Source organism: Pseudomonas sp. SA195 (assembly GCF_054131565.1).
Genome location: NZ_CP096392.1, coordinates 3,613,257 through 3,631,689, shown reverse-complemented (window position 1 = coordinate 3,631,689; position 18,433 = coordinate 3,613,257). Strand labels below are relative to the sequence as shown.

Below are 18,433 nucleotides of genomic sequence, written 5' to 3'. Positions count from 1 at the left end.
GCGTCCGCCATTGTGCGGGGCGTGTTCTCTGCGCCGCTGACTCACCTGCTTCGTTTGTTTACCTGTTCAAGTAAACATTATCGACCCGTAACTTACAGCGACATATCGTTTCGCTGGCTGGTATTTGGCCAGCGTGCAGAAAGGAATCGATATGAGTGGGTTGGGCGTGGCGTGGCTGATGATGGGCGTTTCGTTGTGTGCGGTACTGGTACTGATAATCCTGCAGTGGTTGCAGTGGCTCAATACACAGCAACACAAGGTGGAACTCACGGTGCTGCGCTCCTTGCTGCAGAGCCTGGGTGACGTCATCCAGCGGCTGGAACGCGAGAACGCCGAGCTGGCCGCTGCGCTGCGGGTTGAGCGCAGGCAGGCCGAGCAGCGCAAAGCAGGGCGCTAGTTTTCCAGTTCGGCCTGTTCCTGAATCTCGTCTACCGAGAGTTCAAGGCGATAGGCCAGTGCGATGAACAGCGCCTGGCACAGGCACAGCGTCGCACTCAGCGAGCGGAAGGCGAATGCGCTGCCTTCGTTGACCAGCAGCATCGCGTTGGCGCGCTTGGCCAGAGGCGAAAGCGGGCTGTCTGTGATGATCAGCGACTTGGCGCCGTTGTGTTGCGCGATGCGCACGCACTGCTGGCTCTCCTTGCCGTAGGGGCTGAAGCTGATCGCAATGATCAGGTCATTGGCGCGGATGCTACGCATCTGCTCGCGGTAGCTGCCGCCAAGGCCCGACACCAGATGAATGCGCTTGTTGGTGTGCTGCAGGTTGTAGACGAGGTAATCGGCCACTGCGAACGAGCGCCGCACACCTACCACATAGATGTTGTCCGCATTGACCAGCAGGCCCACGGCTTTGTCGAAGGCCTCGTCGTCCAGTTCGTTGCCCAGGCGTTCAAGCCCCGACAGGGTGGCATCGACGCACTCGCGCGCGAGGTCCGCGCTAGAGGCCTTGTGCGATTTGTCTGCAATCAGCTTGCGGATGCGCTGCTGATAGTTCTGCACCGGGGTCGCCTTCAGCGTGTAGGCCTCGCGGAACAGCCCCTGCATCTCGCTGAATCCTGAAAACCCGAAGCGCTGGCAAAACCGCACGATGGCCGAAGGGTGCACCTCGCACTGGCTGGCAATGTCGCTGATGCGGTCGACCATCACCCGGTCGGTCTGCTCGCTCATGTAGGTCGCAACCCGCTTGAGCTGTCGCGGCAGGCTTTCGAATTCCGCAGTGATGCGTTGCAGCAACTGATCAACGCTGGCTGGCGTCTGCCCGGCCTCGGCAGGGGTCGATTCGATCTCGGACATGCAGGTGTCATCCCTCCATTTTTCGACCAGCCTACGCGATCCGGTGCCGTAAGCGGAAGCCGCTCAGCGCGTCGTATCGATAGCAGCCGCATCTCAGTAAATGGAACTGAAATTCCACAAAATAAAAATATAGAAAAAAAGTTGATAAGGGCGAAGTGCCGCAGTAGGCTTCAGTCATCCCGATCGCACGCGCTGCGATGAAAGCAGGCCACAAGAACAATAGGAGCCGCCATGGGCGACATGACTTTTGCAAGTGACCGTCAGCTGGATCTGATCTGTCTCGGGCGCCTCGGCGTCGACCTTTACGCGCAGCAGGTCGGTGCGCGCCTGGAAGATGTCAGCAGCTTCGCCAAATACCTCGGCGGTTCCTCCGCCAACATCGCCTTCGGTTCCGCACGGCTGGGTCTCAAGTCGGCGATGCTGACGCGTGTCGGTGACGACCACATGGGGCGCTTCCTGGTCGAGTCGCTCAGGCGCGAAGGCTGCGACACCCGCGCGATCAAGGTCGACCCGCAGCGGCTGACCGCAATGGTGCTGCTCGGCATCAAGGACCGCGACACCTTTCCCCTGGTCTTTTACCGCGAGAACTGCGCCGACATGGCGCTGCGCGAAGAAGACATCGACGAAGCGTTCATCGCGTCCAGCAAGGCGCTGCTGATCACCGGCACGCACTTCTCTATCGAGGGCGTCTACAAGGCCAGCAGCCGTGCACTGGACTACGCCGAGAAGCACGGCGTGCAGCGTGTACTGGACATCGACTACCGCCCGGTGCTCTGGGGCCTGACCGGCAAGGCTGACGGCGAAACGCGCTTCATCGCCAGCGCCGAGGTGACCGCCCACGTTCAACGCATCCTGCCGCGCTTCGATCTGATCGTCGGCACGGAGGAAGAATTCCTCATCGCCGGTGGCTCGGATGACCTGCTCACCGCGCTGCGCAATGTGCGCGGTGTGACGGACGCGGCGCTGGTGGTCAAGCTCGGCGCCTTGGGCTGCACCGTGATTCGCGGCGCCATTCCGGCCCACCTGGAAGAGGGCGAGATCCACCGTGGCATCCGCGTCGAAGTGCTCAACGTGCTGGGCGCCGGCGATGCTTTCATGTCCGGCTTTTTGCGCGGATGGCTGACCGGCGCCGACGACGCGCGCTGCTGCCAGCTGGCCAATGCCTGTGGCGGGCTGGTGGTGTCGCGCCATGCGTGCGCCCCGGCGATGCCGACCATGGCAGAGCTGGACTACCTGTTCAGTCGCCCTGAGCCGCTCACCCGTCCGGATCAGGATGCCGAGCTCAATCGCCTGCACCGCGTCAGCGTGGCGCGCAAGTCGTGGAAGCAGCTGTTCGTCTTCGCGTTCGATCATCGCAGCCAGTTCGCCGACCTGGCGCAGCAGGTCGGTGGCGATGCGCGCGATATCCCGCGGCTCAAGCAACTCTTCGTCCAGGCCATCGAGCGGGTCGAGTCGGACCTGGTCAAGCAGGGCGTGACGTGCAACGTCGGGCTGCTGGCTGACGACCGCTTCGGTCAGGACGCCTTGAATGCCGCCACCGGCCGCGGCTGGTGGGTGGCGCGGCCGGTAGAGCTGCAATTCTCCCGGCCGCTGGCGTTCGAGCATGGCCGCTCCATCGGCACGCAACTGGTGAGCTGGCCGCGCGAGCAGATCGTCAAATGCCTGGTGCAGTATCACCCGGATGACGAACCGCTTTTGCGCCTGGAGCAGGAAGCACAGATCCGAGCTCTGTACGAGGCAACCCAGGCAAGTGGGCACGAGCTGCTGCTGGAGATCATTCCGCCAAAAAATCTTCCCGGCGAGCATCCCGATGTGCTGGTTCGGGCACTCAAGCGGCTCTACAACCTCGGCATTTACCCCGATTGGTGGAAGATCGAGGCGCAACCTGCGCCGGTCTGGCGACAACTGGATGAATTGATTCAGGCGCGCGATCCCTATTGCCGCGGCGTGGTGGTGCTCGGCCTCAACGCGCCGGTAGACGAACTCGCTGAGGGCTTCCGCCAGGCCGGTGATAGCGCCGTCTGCCGGGGTTTCGCCGTGGGCCGCACCATCTTCCAGGAGCCGAGCCGCGCCTGGCTTGCCGGCGAGTTGGACGACGAAGCGCTCATCGCTCGTGTGCAGGCCACCTTCGAACAGCTGATCGGTGCCTGGCGCGACGCGCGCCCGCAGGCCTGAACCGCCATTCCAATCGCCGAACAAGAATAAACAGGTGAGTAGATGAACAATTCCCCGATCCGGATAGGTATCAACCCGATCTCCTGGAGCAACGACGACCTGCCGTCGCTGGGTGGCGAAACCCCATTGGAAACCGCTCTGAGCGAGGGCAAGGCGATCGGCTACGAAGGCTTCGAGCTCAACGGCAAGTTTCCCAAGACCCCTGAAGGCGTGCGTGACGTCCTCGCTGCCCATGATCTGGCGCTGGTGTCCGGCTGGTATTCCAGCGGCCTGGCGCACCGCAGCGCCGAAGAGGAGATCGAGGCCATCGCTGGGCATTGCCGGCTGCTGGCCGAGAATGGCGCGACCGTGATGGTCTATGGCGAGGTCGCCGGTTCCATTCAGGGCAAGCGCGTGCCGCTGCTCGAGCGCCCGCGCTTCCACAGCCATGCGCAGTGGCAGGCCTATGGCGAGAAGCTCACCCGCGTCGCCGCCTTCACGCAGTCGCAGGGCGTGCGGCTGGCCTATCACCATCACATGGGCGCCTACGTCGAAACACCCGAAGACATCGACCAGCTGATGGCAGTCACCGGAAGTGAGGTCGGCCTGCTGTTCGACTCCGGCCACTGCTACATGGGCGGTGGCGACCCGCTGGCGGTGCTCGACCGCCATATCGAACGCATCTGTCACGTGCATTTCAAGGATGTGCGCCACGCCGTGATGCAACTGGCGCGCAACAACCAATGGAGCTTCCCCGACTGCATCGTCAACGGCGCGTTCACCGTGCCGGGCGATGGCAATCTGGATTTCGCACCGATGCTCGACCGGCTTTACCAGGCCGACTATCACGGCTGGATCGTGGTCGAGGCCGAGCAAGACCCCGCCGTCGCACCCAGCTACGCCTATGCCAAGAAGGGCTACGACACCCTGCGTGCACTGGTGGCCGTGACCGACGCCCGCCATCGCGCCCACGCCTGAGAGGAGGCCCTATGAATCTGCTCGTCAAAGGCCGCCAGGACCGTACCCTGGTCGAGGTACCCAGCAACGCATTGGAATACGTCGGCTTTGCCGCCTACCGCCTGGCTGACGGCGAGACCCTGCCGGTCGCCGGGCAGGATCGCGAAGTCTGCATCGTGTTGCTCAGCGGCCACGCCAGCATCCAGGGCCGCCATGCCCAGCACGGCGCGTTCGCCTGGCCGAAGCTTGGCGATCGCCAGAGTGTGTTCGAGGATAAGTCGCCCTATGCGGCATACCTGCCTGCGCATAGCGAAGCCCAGATCACGGCGCACGTTGCCGCTGAAGTAGCCATCTGCCTGGCGCCGGGCGAGACCGGCGAGAGCCTGCCGCCGCGTCTGATCGAGCCCGCTTCGATGAAGCGCTCGGTGCGCGGCAAGGACGCCAACACGCGCTACGTCTGCGACATCTTGCCCGACACCGAGCCGGCGCAGTCGCTATTGGTCGTCGAGGTCATCACTCCGTCGGGGCATTCGTCCAGCTACCCGCCGCACAAGCACGACACCGATGATCTGCCCGCGCAGAGCTTTCTCGAGGAGAGCTACTACCACCGCCTCGACCCGGAGCAGGGCTTCGTCTTCCAGCGCGTCTACACCGATGATCGCAGCATCGACCAGGCACTGGCGGTGGAGAACAACGACGTGGTGCTGGTGCCGCGCGGCTATCACCCGGTGTGCGTGCCTTACGGCTATCGCTCCTACTACCTCAACGTGATGGCCGGGCCGAAGCGCGTCTGGAAATTTCACAACGACCCGGCGCACGAGTGGATGTTGCAGGGCTGAGTCACCGACACAGGACAGTTCCCAGGCTCCAGGAGTGAGCCATCTGTACTGAAGCTGTAAGCAGTAGCTGACGTCTGGAACCCAATAACAAGAGCCAGAGAAGCGAACGATATGTCTGAATTCCATGACTCCACCCGAGGCCACGACGTGGCCTACGTGCTGCGCATCTGTGCGGTCGCTGCCCTGGGCGGCATTCTATTCGGCTATGACACGGCGGTAATTTCCGGCGCCGTGGATTCGTTGAAGCAGTACTTCGGTCTCACCGCGGCTGAAACCGGCTGGGCCGTTTCCAACGTGGTGATCGGCTGCATCATTGGCGCGTTGAGCGCCGGTTGGGTCGCCGGTCGCCTCGGTCGCAAGAAGGCCCTGGTGATCGCCGCGCTGCTGTTCACTGTTTCGGCCATCGGCTCGGCTGTCGCCGAGAGTTTCACCTGGTTCGTGCTCTACCGCATGATCGGCGGGCTCGCCGTTGGCCTCGCCGCTACGGTATCGCCGATGTACATGTCCGAGGTGTCGCCCAAGGGCATGCGTGGCCGTGCGCTGGGCATGCAGTCGATGGCGATCGTCTTTGGCCAGGTGGTTGTGTTCATCGTCAACTACCAGATCGCCAAGGGCGTCGCCGATCAGTGGCTGGTCGAGTACGGCTGGCGCTGGATGATCGGCTCGGAAGTGGTGCCCTGCGCGCTCTTCTGCCTGGTGGTCTTCGCCATCCCCGAGTCGCCGCGCTGGCAGGTCATGGTCGGCCAGGAAAAAGCGGCGCTGCGCACCCTGACGCGCATTTCCAACCGCGAGCACGCCACCGAGCTGCTCGGTGAGATCAAGGCTTCGCTCAAGCAGGACCGCCAGACCTGCCCCGGCAAGCTGGAATTGCGCCAGTCGGGCCTGATGCTGATCCTCATGGTCGGCTGCCTGTTGGCCATGATCCAACAGGTCACGGGCGTCAACGTAATGATGTACTACGCGCCCATGGTGCTTAAAAGCGTCACCGGCAGCACCGAGTCGGCGCTCTACCAGACCATCTGGATCGGCGTCATGCAGCTGGTCGGCACCATGATCGGCGCCTACCTGATCGACCGCGTCGGCCGCCTGGCGCTGATGCGCGTCGGCACCATCGGCGCCATCGCTGGCCTGCTGATCACCTCGTATGCGCTGTATCACCAGCAGACCGGCTATCTGGCGCTGTTCGGCATGCTGCTGTTCATGGTGCTGTACGCGCTGTCCTGGGGGATCGGCACCTGGGTATTGATCTCAGAGATCTTCCCCAACCGCCTGCGTTCGCTGGGCATGAGCGTCGCCGTCTGCGCCATGTGGACCGCCAACTTCCTGGTCACCCAGACCTTCCCGATGATCAACGAGAACCCTTACCTGCTCGAGCGCTACCACGGCGCCTTCCCGATGTGGCTGTTCGCTGGCTGCTGTGCCTTCGGCTACTGGTTCGTCACCCGCTTCGTCCCGGAAACCCGTGGCGTGGCGCTGGAGAAGATCGAAGGCGTGATGCTCGACAAGCTGCGCCCCGGCAAGCGCAAGGTGCGCGCCGAACATCGCCAGCCGGCCTATCAGGCGGTACGCCAGCAGCGCTGAACCCCACCCTCAACGGAGCCGCGGGGCGGCTTCAGGATCCCAGGCAATGCCGCACGAGGCGGCGAGAGGAAGCACGAAATGAGTCAGATCACCACCGTCGGCCACTACATCAATGGAGCCGTACAGGAGCAGGGCGAGCGTTTCGGTGAGGTGTTCAACCCGGCCACCGGCGAGGTCGGCGCGCGGGTCGCGCTGGCCAGCCGCATGACGGTCGACGAAGCGGTCGCTGCCGCCAAGGCCGCGTTTCCGGCCTGGTCCGAGCAATCGGCATTGCGCCGCGCGCGCATCCTGTTCAAGTTCAAGGAACTGCTCGACCAGCATCACGAGGCGCTGGCGCGCCTCATCACCCGCGAGCATGGGAAGGTGCTGTCCGATGCGATGGGCGAGGTCACCCGCGGCCTCGAGATCGTCGAGTTCGCCTGCGGCGCGCCGCACCTGATGAAGACTGCCTTTACCGACAACATCGGCGGCGGCATCGATAACTGGAACATGCGTCAGGCGCTGGGCGTCTGCGCCGGCATCACCCCGTTCAACTTTCCGGTCATGGTGCCGCTGTGGATGATTCCCATGGCACTGGCCACCGGTAATACCTTCATCCTCAAGCCGTCCGAGCGCGACCCCTCGGCCAGCCTGCTGATCGCTGACCTGCTCCAGCAGGCCGGGCTGCCGGCTGGCGTATTCAACGTGGTGCAGGGCGACAAGGAAGCGGTCGATGCGCTGCTCGAGCATCCCGACGTCGAGGCGGTGTCCTTCGTCGGCTCTACCCCGATCGCCGAGTACATCTACCAGGAAGGCACTCGTCGCGGTAAGCGTGTGCAGGCGCTGGGCGGTGCCAAGAACCACATGATCGTCATGCCCGATGCCGACCTCGACCAGGCGGCCGACGCGCTGATCGGTGCGGGCTACGGCTCGGCAGGCGAGCGCTGCATGGCCATCTCGCTGGCCGTCGCGGTAGGCGATGTTGGCGACCGGCTGATCGAAAAGCTGCGCCCGCGCATCGACTCGCTGCGTGTGCGCAACGGCATCGAGGCCGATGCCGACATGGGCCCGCTGGTTACGGCGCAGCACAAGGCCAAGGTCGAGGGCTATATCGGCAAGGGTGTGGAAGAGGGCGCGCAACTGCTTGTCGATGGCCGTGATTTCAAGGTGCCAGGCGCCGAAAACGGCTTCTTCGTCGGCCCGACCCTGTTCGACCGGGTCACGCCAGAGATGACCATCTACAAGGAAGAGATCTTCGGCCCGGTGCTGGGCATCGTCCGCGTGCCGGATTTCGCCGCCGCGGTCGAGCTGATCAACGCCCATGAGTTCGGCAATGGCGTCTCCTGCTTTACCAGCGACGGCGGCATCGCCCGCGCGTTTGCCCGCTCCATTCAAGTCGGCATGGTCGGCATCAACGTGCCGATCCCGGTGCCCATGGCCTGGCATTCCTTTGGTGGCTGGAAGCGCTCGCTGTTCGGCGACCACCACGCCTACGGCGAGGAAGGCCTGCGTTTCTACACCCGCTACAAGAGCGTCATGCAGCGTTGGCCCGACAGCATCGCCAAGGGCGCCGAATTCAGCATGCCGACCGCCAAATAACCTGCGTTTATCGATACGGAGAAAAAAGATGAGCCAGACCCTACGTTTTGCCCTCAACCGCATGTCCGCCCCACGTCTGCCGCTGGATCAGTTCATCGACATGGCCCTGGCACTAGGTACCGATGCGATCGAGATCCGCAACGATCTCAAGGGCGTCGAGATGGAAGACGGCACGCCGCCTGAGCGTGTCCGCGAGTTGTGCCAGCAGAAGGGTGTCCGCGTGTTGTCGATCAACGCCCTTTACCCCTTTGATGTGTGGAACGAGGAACGTCGTGCCCAGACGCTGAAGCTGGCCGCCTATGCCCGCGACTGCGGCGCCGAGGCGCTGGTGATGTGCCCGCTCAACGACCGCAACGACCCGCGCGACGAGGCTGAGCGTGCACGAAACCTGCGCACCGCCCTGAGCGAGATCGCGCCGATCCTGCGTGAGCACGGCATCCTCGGCTTCGTCGAGCCGCTGGGCTTCGAGGAATGCTCGTTGCGCCACAAGCGCAAGGCGGTCGAGGCGATCAAGTCGGTTGGCGGCCTGGACGTGTTCCGTCTGATCCATGACACCTTTCACCACCATCTGGCGGCCGAGCAGGAGTTCTTCCCCGAGCTGACTGGCCTGGTGCACATCTCGGGCGTCGAGGACGGCGAGCTGCCGATGGCAGATATCCGCGATGGCCACCGCGTGCTGGTCGGCGATGCCGACATCCTCGGCAACGCGCCGCAACTGCGTGAACTGCTGGCTCAGGGCTATACGGGTCACTGCTCGTTCGAGCCATTCGCCGAGACCGTGCATGCGCTGGACGATGCCGCGGCGGCACTCAAGGAAAGCATGGACTACCTGCGTGAGCGGGTGTTGGTAGCGGATGGGCGCGCGGCCTGAGGCGCGCCGACGGCAGGGCGCCGTGACCGCGACGCCTTGCCGGTTTCAAACCAAAGCGGCGATTGAACGATAGAAGGTGGTGTCGCTATGAATACGATCCGACTGACCATGGCCCAGGCCCTGGTGCGGTTTCTCGACAACCAGTACGTCAGCGTCGACGGTGTTGAGAGCAAGTTCGTGAAGGGAATCTTCACCATCTTTGGCCACGGCAATGTGCTCGGCCTCGGCCAGGCGCTGGAGGAGGACGCTGGCGAACTGGTCGTCCACCAGGGTCGCAACGAGCAGGGCATGGTGCATGCCGCCATCGGCTATGCCAAACAGAAGCGCCGCCGGCAGATCTATGCCTGCACCTCCTCGGTCGGCCCAGGCGCGGCCAACATGATCACCGGCGCGGCGACCGCAACAGCCAACCGCATTCCCGTCCTGCTGCTGCCTGGCGACGTCTACGCCAGCCGCCAGCCTGACCCGGTGCTGCAGCAGATCGAGCAGCCGCATGATCTGTCGATCAGCACCAACGACGCCTTCAGGGCCGTCAGTAAATATTGGGACCGCATCACTCGCCCCGAGCAGCTGATGAGCGCCGCGATCAACGCCATGCGGGTGCTCACCGATCCGGCCGAGACCGGCGCGGTCACCCTGGCGCTGCCGCAGGATGTGCAGGGAGAGGCCTATGACTACCCCGAGTATTTCTTCGCCCGCCGTGTGTATAGGCTCGACCGCCGCCTGCCCACCGAGGCGATGCTCGATGACGCCGTTGCGCTGCTCAAGGCCAAGCGCAAGCCGCTGCTGATCTGCGGCGGCGGGGTGAAATATTCCGATGCGGCCGACGCACTGCAACGCTTCGCCGAGCGCTTCGACATTCCGTTCGCCGAAACTCAGGCGGGCAAGAGCGCCATCGTCTCGGCCCACGAGCTGAACGTTGGCGGTATCGGCGAGACTGGCTGCCTGGCCGCCAACCTCGTGGCCAAGGAAGCGGACCTGGTGATCGGTGTTGGCACTCGCTACACCGATTTCACCACCTCGTCCAAATGGCTGTTCCAGAACCCGGACGTGCGCTTCATCAACCTCAACGTCAGCGCCTTCGACGCCTGGAAGCTGGACGCCGTGCAGCTGGTGGCCGACGCCCAGGTAGGCCTCGATGCGCTGGGCAACGCGCTTGGCCGTAGCGGCTACAAGGCGCAGTGGGGTGGTGCGGTGGCCGACGCTCGCGCGCAGCTGAAGGCCGAGGTCGACCGCGTCTACGCCGTCGAATATGGCACCGACGGCTTCGTCCCGGAGATCGACGATCACCTGCCACGACAGGTGCTGGAAGAGTTCATCGAACTGACCGGTTCGAGCCTGACGCAGAGCGCCGTTGTCGGCACGCTCAACGCCGAGTTGGCCGACAGCGATGTCATCGTCGCCGCCGCCGGCAGCCTGCCTGGCGACCTGCAGCGCGCCTGGCGCAGCAAGGGGCCGCACACCTACCACCTCGAATACGGTTATTCGTGCATGGGCTACGAGGTGAACGCGGCGCTGGGCGTCAAGCTCGCCGAACCTGGGCGCGAGGTCTTCGCGCTGGTCGGCGACGGTTCCTACCTGATGCTGCATTCGGAGTTGGTCACCGCCATCCAGGAGCGGCAGAAGGTCAATGTGATTTTGCTGGACAACATGACCTTCGGCTGCATCAACAACCTGCAGATGGAACACGGGATGGACAGCTTCGGCACCGAGTTTCGCTACCGCAACCCGGAGACCGGCAAGCTCGACGGCGATTTCATTCCGGTGGACTTCGCCATGAGCGCGGCGGCCTACGGCTGCAAGACCTACAAGGTGCGCACGCTCGACGAGCTGCGCGCGGCGCTGGCCGACGCGCGCCAGCAGCGCGTCTCGACCCTTATCGACATCAAGGTGCTACCCAAGACCATGATCCACAAGTACCTGTCCTGGTGGCGGGTCGGTGGGGCTGAGGTGTCGCAGAGCGAGCGCATCGCAGCCGTGTCGCGGATGCTCAAGGCCAACACGGCCAAGGCACGTCAGTACTGAGTTCCCAAACAGCGTTGCAAAACAAGAACCCTACGAATTGGAGACACGCATCATGACAGTCAGACTCGGAGTCATCGGCACTGGCGCCATCGGCCAGGACCACATCCGCCGCTGCAGTTTCGCCCTGGCGGGTTCGCAGGTCGTCGCGGTCAACGACATCAACGCCGACGCGGCGCGCAAGGTCGTCGAAGGGCTGGGCATTCAGGCCGAGGTCTATGCCAGTGGGCATGAGCTGATCAACGCCGACAACGTCGATGCCATCCTCGTCACCTCCTGGGGGCCGAGCCACGAAGAATTCGTACTGGCCGCCATTGCCGCCGGCAAGCCGGTGTTCTGCGAAAAGCCGCTGGCAGTTACCGCTGACGGCTGCCGCAAGATCGTCGAAGCGGAGATGGCGCATGGCAAGCGGTTGGTCCAGGTTGGCTTCATGCGCCCCTACGACCCGGGCTACCGCGCACTGAAAAAAGTCATCGATGAGAACGGCATCGGTGCGCCGCTGATGATCCACGCGGCGCACCGCAACCCCTCGGTGGGCGAGTCCTACAACACCGACATGGCGATCACCGACACGCTGATCCACGAGCTCAACGTCTTCACCTGGCTGCTTGACGATCACTTCGTCTCCGCGCAGGTGCTCTACCCGCGCAAGACGACCAACGCGCTGCCGCACCTGAAGGACCCGCAGATCGTTCTGTTGGAAACCGCCAAGGGCACGCGCATCGACGTCGAGATTTTCGTCAACTGCCAGTACGGCTACGACATCCAGTGCGAAGTGGTCGGCGAGACCGGCATCGCCAAACTTCCGGAGCCTGCCTCGGTGCAGATGCGCAGCGCGGCGAAACTCTCCAACACCATCCTGACCGACTGGAAGCAGCGCTTCATCGACGCCTACGACGTGGAGCTGCAGGATTTCATCAACGCCGTACGCGACGGCCAGATCGGTGGCCCTTCCGCCTGGGACGGCTACACCGCGGCGGTCAGCGGCGATGCCTGTGTGCTGGCGCAAACCAGTGGCAAGGTCGAGCCGATCGAGCTGCCCGAGAAGCCGGCGTTCTACGCCTGATTGCAATGCTGGGCGCGGGCTCGCTGGCAGGCCGGCCCGCTCTTGCGAAAGACACAAGAACAAGAGGACATGAACATGCGTATCGCCCTTGATCCCTACATGTACCGCCACTTGCCCATTGCGCAGATGGTCGACAAGGCCGCCGAGCTTGGCTACGAGTACATCGAACTGTCGCCGCGTGAGGACTTTTTCCCTTTCTACAAATACCCGCGTGTCGACAAGGCGCGCATCTGCGAATTCAAGAAGGCGCTGAGCGACACCGGCGTGAAGCTGTCCTCGCTGCTGCCGCTTTACCACTGGGCCGGCCCGGACGAGGAAATGCGTCAGGCCGCCATGCGCAACTGGAAGCGCGCCATCCAGGTTGCGGTGGAGATGGACTGCGAACTGATGAACACCGAGTTCGCCGGTCAGGCCGACAACGCGCTGGTCTGCGAGCAGCAGTTCATGAAGTCGATGGACGAACTGCTGCCGATCTTCGAGCGTGAGGGCATCAAGCTCGACATCCAGGCCCACCCCTACGACTTCTGTGAGCGCAACAATGAGGGCGTCGACCTGATCCGCGGATTGGACGTGGATTTCGTCAACTACCTGTACGCCGCACCGCACACCTTCTTCTATGACGACGGCAAAGGTGACATCGCGCCGATGCTCAGGTACGCCGGTGACAAGCTCACCCACGTGATCATCGCGGACACCTACAACCACCGCGCTTCGTCCAACCTGCGCTACATCGTCAACCCGCCCGGCGTCACTGCCACCGTGCACCAGCATCTGGACATCGGCCAGGGCGAAGTGAACTGGGACGTCTTTTTCACCACCCTGCGCGAAATGAAGTTCGACGGTGTCGCCACGGTCGCCGTCTTCGCCTGGGAAGACCGTGCCGACGAGTCCAGCCGCTTCATGCTCGAGCGTGTGAAGCACGAGCTGATGCGCTAACGGCTATGCGAACGGCCGCCCGCTGCGGGCGGCCTCTATCGATTCTGCGAGATGCTTGGGTCTGCTTTGCGCAGCGCCCCGGCCTCGCTTTGCCTTGAGGAAATGCCATGCGTATCGGTCTGGTGGGCTACGGCCTCGGCGGGCGGCTGTTTCATGCGCCTTTCATCGTTTCTACGCCGGGCTGCGAACTGGCCGGCGTCGTCACCCGCTCATCCGAGCGGCGCGCTGAGGTCGAGCGCGATCACCCGGGCGTACCGGTCTTCGATTCGCTGGAGGAGCTTGCGGCGGCAGGCGTCGATGCGGTGGTCATCTCAACGCCGCCAACGGTACGCCCGACACAGGTGCGAGAAGCCATCGAGCGGCGCATTCCGGTACTCAGCGACAAGCCTTTCGCGCTCAACGTCGCCGAAGCCTGCGACCTGACCAAGCGCGCCCGCGAGGCTGGCGTGCCGCTGTGTGTCTATCAGAACCGGCGCTGGGATTCGGAATTTCTTACCGTGCGCAAGCTGCTCGACAGCGGCGCGCTGGGTCAGGTCCACCGGTTCGAGTCGCGCATCGAGGGCTGGCAGGACGACGATCAGGGCAAGGCCACCGGTGGGGGCGCGCTGCGCGACATCGGCAGCCACCAGGTCGACCAGGCGTTGCTGCTGTTCGGCCCGGTGCGCTCGATCTATGCCGAGATGACCTATGTCGACGACACGCTCGACTGCGACTATTTCATTTCCCTGCGCCACCAGAGCGGCGTGCGCTCGCACCTGTGGGGCAGTGCCATCCAGCATGCACCGGGGCCGCGCTTTCGCGTCAACGGCACCGAGGGCTGCTACCGCGTCGAGCAGTTGGATGGTCAGGCACAGGCGCTGTTTCAAGGGCAGCTGCCGGGTCAGTTAGGTGAACGTTGGGGCGCCGAGGAGCACCTGCGCTGGGGCTGGCTGCAGCGCGGCGAAGACCGCGAGCTGATTCCCTCCGAGCACGGGCAGTGGCCTGCGTTCTACCGCCAATGGGTCGCTGCGCTGAAGGGCGAGGCCGAGATGCCGGTAGCGATGGACGAGGTGCTGGCGACCCAGCGTGTGCTCGACGCGGCCCGGCAAAGCGCGGCACAGGGGCGCGTGCTGACGCTGATGTAAAGGGGCGTCAAAGCGCGTTTGTAGACCCGCTCCGCATCACCTTTCCAGCAAGTGCAAACCGCCTGCCGGTTCTCGCCGCGCGGGCGCTTGCCGTTTCGTTTGATGCTTTGGAATGACCAAAAAATAAATTCCAAATAAAGTTGTAATAGAAAAAACATTCCACTACATTTCATCTCGCAGTTGACGTTTCACCGTCCACTTCGCCCAGCCGTATCAGTGTCGAGTCGGACGAGCCCCAACAACAATAAAGGTGCCGTCAATGAACACCGCTCGTAGTGTTGCGCTCCATCCTCCCTCCCGCCTGTGCCACCTGCGCCAAGCCCCACCCGGCATGGCGCGCCGCTGATTTGCACCCTGCATTCCATCGAATAAGAACAAACGGAGTTACCCATCATGCGGATCAAGACACGCATCGCCACGCTGGCGCTTTCCCTGCTCGTGACCGGCACCGCCATGGCCGAGATGAAATTCGGCGTGAGCATGTCGCAGTTCGACGACAACTGGCTGACCTACCTGCGCGAGTCCATGGCCAACAAGGCCAAGGAGGAAGGCGTGCAGCTGCAGTTCGAAGACGCTCGCAGTGACGTCGTCAAACAGCTCAACCAGGTGCAGAGCTTCGTCAGCCAGGGTGTAGACGCCATCATCGTCAACCCGGTGGACACTGCCGCGACGCGCAACATCACCCAGTCGGCGGTCAAGGCCGGCATTCCGCTGATCTACGTCAATCGCCGGCCGGATGATTCCAAGCTGCCCGAGGGCGTCGTTACCGTCGCCTCCAATGATCTGGAGGCCGGCCGTCTACAAATGGAATACTTGGCCCAGAAATTGGGCGGCAAGGGCAATGTCGTGATCATGCTCGGCGACCTGGCGAACAACTCGACGCACAACCGCACCAAGGGCATGAAGGAAGTGCTGGCCAAGTACCCGGATATCCAGGTCGTCGAAGAGCAGACGGCCAACTACATGCGTGACAAGGGCATGGACCTGATGAGCAACTGGCTGCTCTCCGGCCGCGAGTTCGATGCGGTCGCCTCCAACAATGACGAGATGGGTATCGGCGCGGCCATGGCCCTGCAGCAGGCCGGGCGCGGCAAGGGCTCGGTGCTGATCGGCGGCGTTGACGGCACCCCGGACGGTCTCGCGGCGGTCAAGCGCGGCATGCTCACCGCCTCGGTGTTCCAGGACGCACGCGGCCAGGCGCGCGGCGCCATCGAGGCGGCGATCAAAATGGCCAAAGGCGAAAAGGTCGAGCAGAGCGTATGGATTCCCTACGAGCTGATCACGCCTGAAAACGTCGAGTCTTTCCAGGCGCGCCTCAAGCAGTGACGCCAGTGGCGGCCCCGCATTCGCGCCGGGCCGCCTGATAACACCCCATTCGTTTCTCCGCCCGTGTGCGACACGCCTGGGTTCGCGGGCGTCGCTCGCCCCGAGGAAAGGGCACGGGCCACACGAGACCTAAGGAACAGACAGCATGAAAACAATAAAAACCGTCACCGCCCCGATTTGCCTCGCCGCCGCGTTCAGTGCTCCCGCGGCCATGGCGTTGGAAACCGAGGGCTACTTCCGCATCGGCGCCGGTGGATCGTCCGGCTCCGATTCGCAGCAATGCTTTCTGCTGCCGGGCGCGGCGTCCAAGTACCGCCTGGGCAACGAGTGCGAACAACTGATCGAGCTAGGCGCCTGGCAAGATTTCTTCCGCCTCGATGACGGCTCGCGCGTCGGCGTATACGGCATGGCGCAGCTGTTCAATGAGTACGACCACACGCCGCACTTCATGGGCGATCACGGCCGTGCGCGGATGGTCCAGGCCTACGCCTACTGGAACGACATCGCCGCACTCAACGGCGGATCGCTCTGGGCTGGGCGCCGTTACTACAAGCGAAACTCCATCGACATTTCCGACTTTTTTTACTGGAACCAGAGCGCGACCGGCGGCGGCATCGAGGACGTCGAGATCGGTGGGTTGCGCTACAGCTACGCCTTTTCGCGCAAGGACAACCTCGACCAGGAGCGCTACGTCAACCGGCACGATTTCAACGTCGCCGGTTTCGAAACCAACCCCGGCGGCGAGCTAGAGCTTGGGGCGAGCTACATCGACAAACCGAGCTGGCAGGACGATGCCCACAGCGGCTGGGCGCTGACCGCGCAGCACAAGCAGGCCGATTTCCTCGGCCTCGGCGGCACCAATACCCTGGCCCTGCAGTACGGCGCGGGACCCGGTATCGCATTGGGTTCGACCGGTGACGTGGGGCTCGACAGCGACAACACCAGCTACCGAATCGTCGAGTTCTTCGACTGGCAAACCACGCCGCGCTGGGGCGGGCAGTTCCAGGTCGTCTACCAGAAGGACGAGCGGCGCGACGGTGACGACCAGCATTGGCTGTCGGTCGGCGCGCGCACCGTCTACGGCTTCACCGAGCAGTTCAAGTTCGCCACCGAGCTGGGCCATGACCGGGTCCGCGCGCCTGGCGGCACCCGCACGCTCAGCAAACTCACCCTTGCACCGACCTGGTCGCCCAGCGGCCCGACCTTCAAGGGCGCGCACCCGGAGGTGCGGTTCTACGTGACCTACGCAGTGTGGAACCGCGCGGCTCAGAAGGCTGCCAGCGAGCTGATGGCCGGCTCGGCGCTGTCGGACACCGGCAGTTTCGGTAACGACCGCCACGGTGCCAACTTCGGCATCCAGGTCGAACATTCTTGGTAAGTGAGATATGGAAAATAAATTTCAATCATTCATTGAAATGGAATTTATAGTCCACTAGAGTCAAGTCAGGTTGACGACCAGGCGGGTGCTTCAACAGGGCGCCCGCCACGACAAGAACAAGACCAAAAACAGGTACTGTCGATGAATATCTTCTCCAGCCACCGGGGCGCCCCGTCTCCTGTGTCGCCTCAGCGCAACGCGTTTTCGCGTGCCCGCGCCCTGATTCGCCAGCTCGATCGCCTACACACTGCCTGCGTCTGCCAGCGGCATGGCGGGCGGCTCCTGTGCGGGCTACCCGCGGCCGGCTTCGTCCGCCTTCACTGACTCCACCACTCCGGAGACCGACATGCCTCTACGCATCCTCCTGGCCATCGGCGTATGCCTTTGGCTTCTCGGTACCCACGCCTATGCCGAGCTGCGCATCGGCGTGGCCGTCGCTCAATACGACAACTACATCGCTAACCTCGTCCGCGCCATGCAGGACCGCGCCGCCGATATTCCGGGCGGCGCGACGCTCAACCTCGAGGACGCCGGCGGCGATGTGGTGCGCCAGATCGGCCACGTCGAAAACTTCATCAGCCAGGGCGTCGACACCATCATCGTCAACCCGGCCGATACCGCAGCGACCGCGAAGATCACCGAACGCGTGGTCACTGCAGGCATCCCGCTGGTCTACCTCAACAGCCGCCCGGAGGTGGATAGCTTTCCGAAGGGCGTGGTGTTCGTCGGCACCGACGAGCGCGCCATTGGTGAAATGCAGATGCGTGCCTTGGCCGAGCGCACGCAGGGCAAGGGTAACCTGGCGATCCTGCTCGGGCGGCTGGCGCATGACGACACCCGCAAGCGCACCGAGGGCGTCAAGCGCGTGCTGGCCGATTACCCGGACATCCGCGTAGTCGAGGAGCAGTCCGGTGACTGGCAACGTGACCAGGGCATGAACTTGATGAACAACTGGTTGCTGTCGGGCGAAGAAATCGATGCGGTCGCAGCCAACAATGATGAAATGGGCATCGGCGCCGCGATGGCGCTGCGCCAGGCTGGCAGCGAGCTGCCGGTCGCCGGCATCGATGGCACCCCGGACGGCCTCGCCGCAATCGGCCGCGACCAGCTCGCCCTGAGCGTATTGCGCGATCCGGTGGCCATGGGCAAACAGGCACTGGATGCCGCCGTCGACCTGGCCGGAGGCAAGGCGCTCTCCGGCGACATCTGGATCGATGTGCATCTAGTGACCCGCGACAACTTCCAAAATTACCAACGCTAACGCGAAGACCGCAGCCGTCGGCGCGGGCGCCGGCGGTGCCCCATTGG

General features: G+C 63.7%; 15 protein-coding genes. 14 read left to right on the top strand and 1 reads right to left on the bottom strand.

All coding sequences use genetic code 11. From position 1 onward, the window contains the following. The first annotated feature begins 151 nt into the window (after positions 1–151). On the top strand, positions 152–397 hold the full coding sequence (locus tag M1D78_RS16895; protein ID WP_437421143.1) for a hypothetical protein: 246 nt from the start codon (positions 152–154) through the stop codon (positions 395–397). Here M1D78_RS16895 and M1D78_RS16890 read toward each other — a convergent pair. After that, complete coding sequence (locus M1D78_RS16890) at positions 394–1,293, bottom strand: MurR/RpiR family transcriptional regulator (protein WP_437421142.1); 900 nt, start codon at positions 1,291–1,293, stop codon at positions 394–396. The two genes, M1D78_RS16895 and M1D78_RS16890, sit on opposite strands and share 4 nt — an antisense overlap. Before the next feature lie 231 nt (positions 1,294–1,524). On the opposite strand from M1D78_RS16890, the gene M1D78_RS16885 reads away from it, so the two are divergent. The 13 genes from M1D78_RS16885 (at position 1,525) to M1D78_RS16825 (ending at position 18,386) form a co-directional block, all read left to right on the top strand. Further along, complete coding sequence (locus M1D78_RS16885) at positions 1,525–3,468, top strand: bifunctional 5-dehydro-2-deoxygluconokinase/5-dehydro-2-deoxyphosphogluconate aldolase (protein ID WP_437421141.1); 1,944 nt, start codon at positions 1,525–1,527, stop codon at positions 3,466–3,468. A 42-nt stretch (positions 3,469–3,510) separates the two neighbouring features. Then, positions 3,511–4,425 carry a myo-inosose-2 dehydratase gene (gene iolE, locus M1D78_RS16880; RefSeq protein ID WP_437421140.1) on the top strand — a complete coding sequence of 305 codons (915 nt, stop codon included), beginning with the start codon at positions 3,511–3,513 and terminating at the stop codon, positions 4,423–4,425. Between the two features lie 11 nt (positions 4,426–4,436). Next, entirely contained in the window at positions 4,437–5,243 is an 807-nt protein-coding gene (iolB, locus tag M1D78_RS16875) for a 5-deoxy-glucuronate isomerase (protein WP_437421139.1), read from the top strand. Positions 5,244–5,354: 111 nt separating this feature from the next. After that, a complete protein-coding gene (locus M1D78_RS16870) occupies positions 5,355–6,824 on the top strand; it encodes a sugar porter family MFS transporter (protein WP_437421138.1) in 1,470 nt (489 codons plus the stop codon). Positions 6,825–6,902: 78 nt separating this feature from the next. Beyond that, positions 6,903–8,402 (top strand): CoA-acylating methylmalonate-semialdehyde dehydrogenase, encoded by a 1,500-nt coding sequence (locus M1D78_RS16865; RefSeq protein WP_437421137.1) that lies wholly within the window; start codon positions 6,903–6,905, stop codon positions 8,400–8,402. A 28-nt stretch (positions 8,403–8,430) separates the two neighbouring features. Then, positions 8,431–9,273, top strand: a complete 843-nt coding sequence (locus M1D78_RS16860) for a TIM barrel protein (protein WP_437421136.1) — start codon at positions 8,431–8,433, stop codon at positions 9,271–9,273. A gap of 87 nt (positions 9,274–9,360) precedes the next feature. Next, entirely contained in the window at positions 9,361–11,298 is a 1,938-nt protein-coding gene (gene iolD / locus M1D78_RS16855; RefSeq protein WP_437421135.1) for a 3D-(3,5/4)-trihydroxycyclohexane-1,2-dione acylhydrolase (decyclizing), read from the top strand. 52 nt (positions 11,299–11,350) lie between these two features. Further along, positions 11,351–12,361 carry a Gfo/Idh/MocA family protein gene (locus M1D78_RS16850; protein WP_437421134.1) on the top strand — a complete coding sequence of 337 codons (1,011 nt, stop codon included), beginning with the start codon at positions 11,351–11,353 and terminating at the stop codon, positions 12,359–12,361. A 75-nt stretch (positions 12,362–12,436) separates the two neighbouring features. After that, positions 12,437–13,297, top strand: a complete 861-nt coding sequence (locus tag M1D78_RS16845; protein WP_437421133.1) for a sugar phosphate isomerase/epimerase family protein — start codon at positions 12,437–12,439, stop codon at positions 13,295–13,297. Positions 13,298–13,404: 107 nt separating this feature from the next. Continuing rightward, positions 13,405–14,421, top strand: coding sequence for a Gfo/Idh/MocA family protein (locus tag M1D78_RS16840; protein WP_437421132.1), 1,017 nt, complete (start codon positions 13,405–13,407; stop codon positions 14,419–14,421). A 393-nt stretch (positions 14,422–14,814) separates the two neighbouring features. Next, positions 14,815–15,747: a sugar ABC transporter substrate-binding protein gene (locus M1D78_RS16835; protein WP_437421131.1), complete on the top strand. Its 933-nt coding sequence runs from the start codon at positions 14,815–14,817 to the stop codon at positions 15,745–15,747. Positions 15,748–15,892: 145 nt separating this feature from the next. Continuing rightward, complete coding sequence (locus tag M1D78_RS16830) at positions 15,893–17,125, top strand: maltoporin (RefSeq protein WP_437421130.1); 1,233 nt, start codon at positions 15,893–15,895, stop codon at positions 17,123–17,125. A 346-nt stretch (positions 17,126–17,471) separates the two neighbouring features. Then, the gene (locus M1D78_RS16825) at positions 17,472–18,386 is read left to right on the top strand and encodes a substrate-binding domain-containing protein (RefSeq protein WP_437421129.1); all 915 of its coding nucleotides are present in this window, start codon (positions 17,472–17,474) and stop codon (positions 18,384–18,386) included. The last annotated feature ends 47 nt before the right edge of the window (positions 18,387–18,433 follow it).

What these genes read in the sequence shown, in the direction of transcription:
- M1D78_RS16840 (WP_437421132.1), top strand. Translation starts at nt 13,405, where the DNA reads ATGCGTATCGGTCTGGTGGGCTACGGCCTCGGCGGGCGGCTGTTTCAT.
- iolD (WP_437421135.1), top strand. Translation starts at nt 9,361, where the DNA reads ATGAATACGATCCGACTGACCATGGCCCAGGCCCTGGTGCGGTTTCTC.
- M1D78_RS16895 (WP_437421143.1), top strand. Translation starts at nt 152, where the DNA reads ATGAGTGGGTTGGGCGTGGCGTGGCTGATGATGGGCGTTTCGTTGTGT.
- M1D78_RS16825 (WP_437421129.1), top strand. Translation starts at nt 17,472, where the DNA reads ATGCCTCTACGCATCCTCCTGGCCATCGGCGTATGCCTTTGGCTTCTC.
- M1D78_RS16890 (WP_437421142.1), bottom strand. Translation starts at nt 1,293, where the DNA reads ATGTCCGAGATCGAATCGACCCCTGCCGAGGCCGGGCAGACGCCAGCC.
- M1D78_RS16865 (WP_437421137.1), top strand. Translation starts at nt 6,903, where the DNA reads ATGAGTCAGATCACCACCGTCGGCCACTACATCAATGGAGCCGTACAG.
- M1D78_RS16885 (WP_437421141.1), top strand. Translation starts at nt 1,525, where the DNA reads ATGGGCGACATGACTTTTGCAAGTGACCGTCAGCTGGATCTGATCTGT.
- M1D78_RS16845 (WP_437421133.1), top strand. Translation starts at nt 12,437, where the DNA reads ATGCGTATCGCCCTTGATCCCTACATGTACCGCCACTTGCCCATTGCG.
- M1D78_RS16870 (WP_437421138.1), top strand. Translation starts at nt 5,355, where the DNA reads ATGTCTGAATTCCATGACTCCACCCGAGGCCACGACGTGGCCTACGTG.
- M1D78_RS16850 (WP_437421134.1), top strand. Translation starts at nt 11,351, where the DNA reads ATGACAGTCAGACTCGGAGTCATCGGCACTGGCGCCATCGGCCAGGAC.
- M1D78_RS16835 (WP_437421131.1), top strand. Translation starts at nt 14,815, where the DNA reads ATGCGGATCAAGACACGCATCGCCACGCTGGCGCTTTCCCTGCTCGTG.
- iolB (WP_437421139.1), top strand. Translation starts at nt 4,437, where the DNA reads ATGAATCTGCTCGTCAAAGGCCGCCAGGACCGTACCCTGGTCGAGGTA.
- M1D78_RS16830 (WP_437421130.1), top strand. Translation starts at nt 15,893, where the DNA reads ATGAAAACAATAAAAACCGTCACCGCCCCGATTTGCCTCGCCGCCGCG.
- M1D78_RS16860 (WP_437421136.1), top strand. Translation starts at nt 8,431, where the DNA reads ATGAGCCAGACCCTACGTTTTGCCCTCAACCGCATGTCCGCCCCACGT.
- iolE (WP_437421140.1), top strand. Translation starts at nt 3,511, where the DNA reads ATGAACAATTCCCCGATCCGGATAGGTATCAACCCGATCTCCTGGAGC.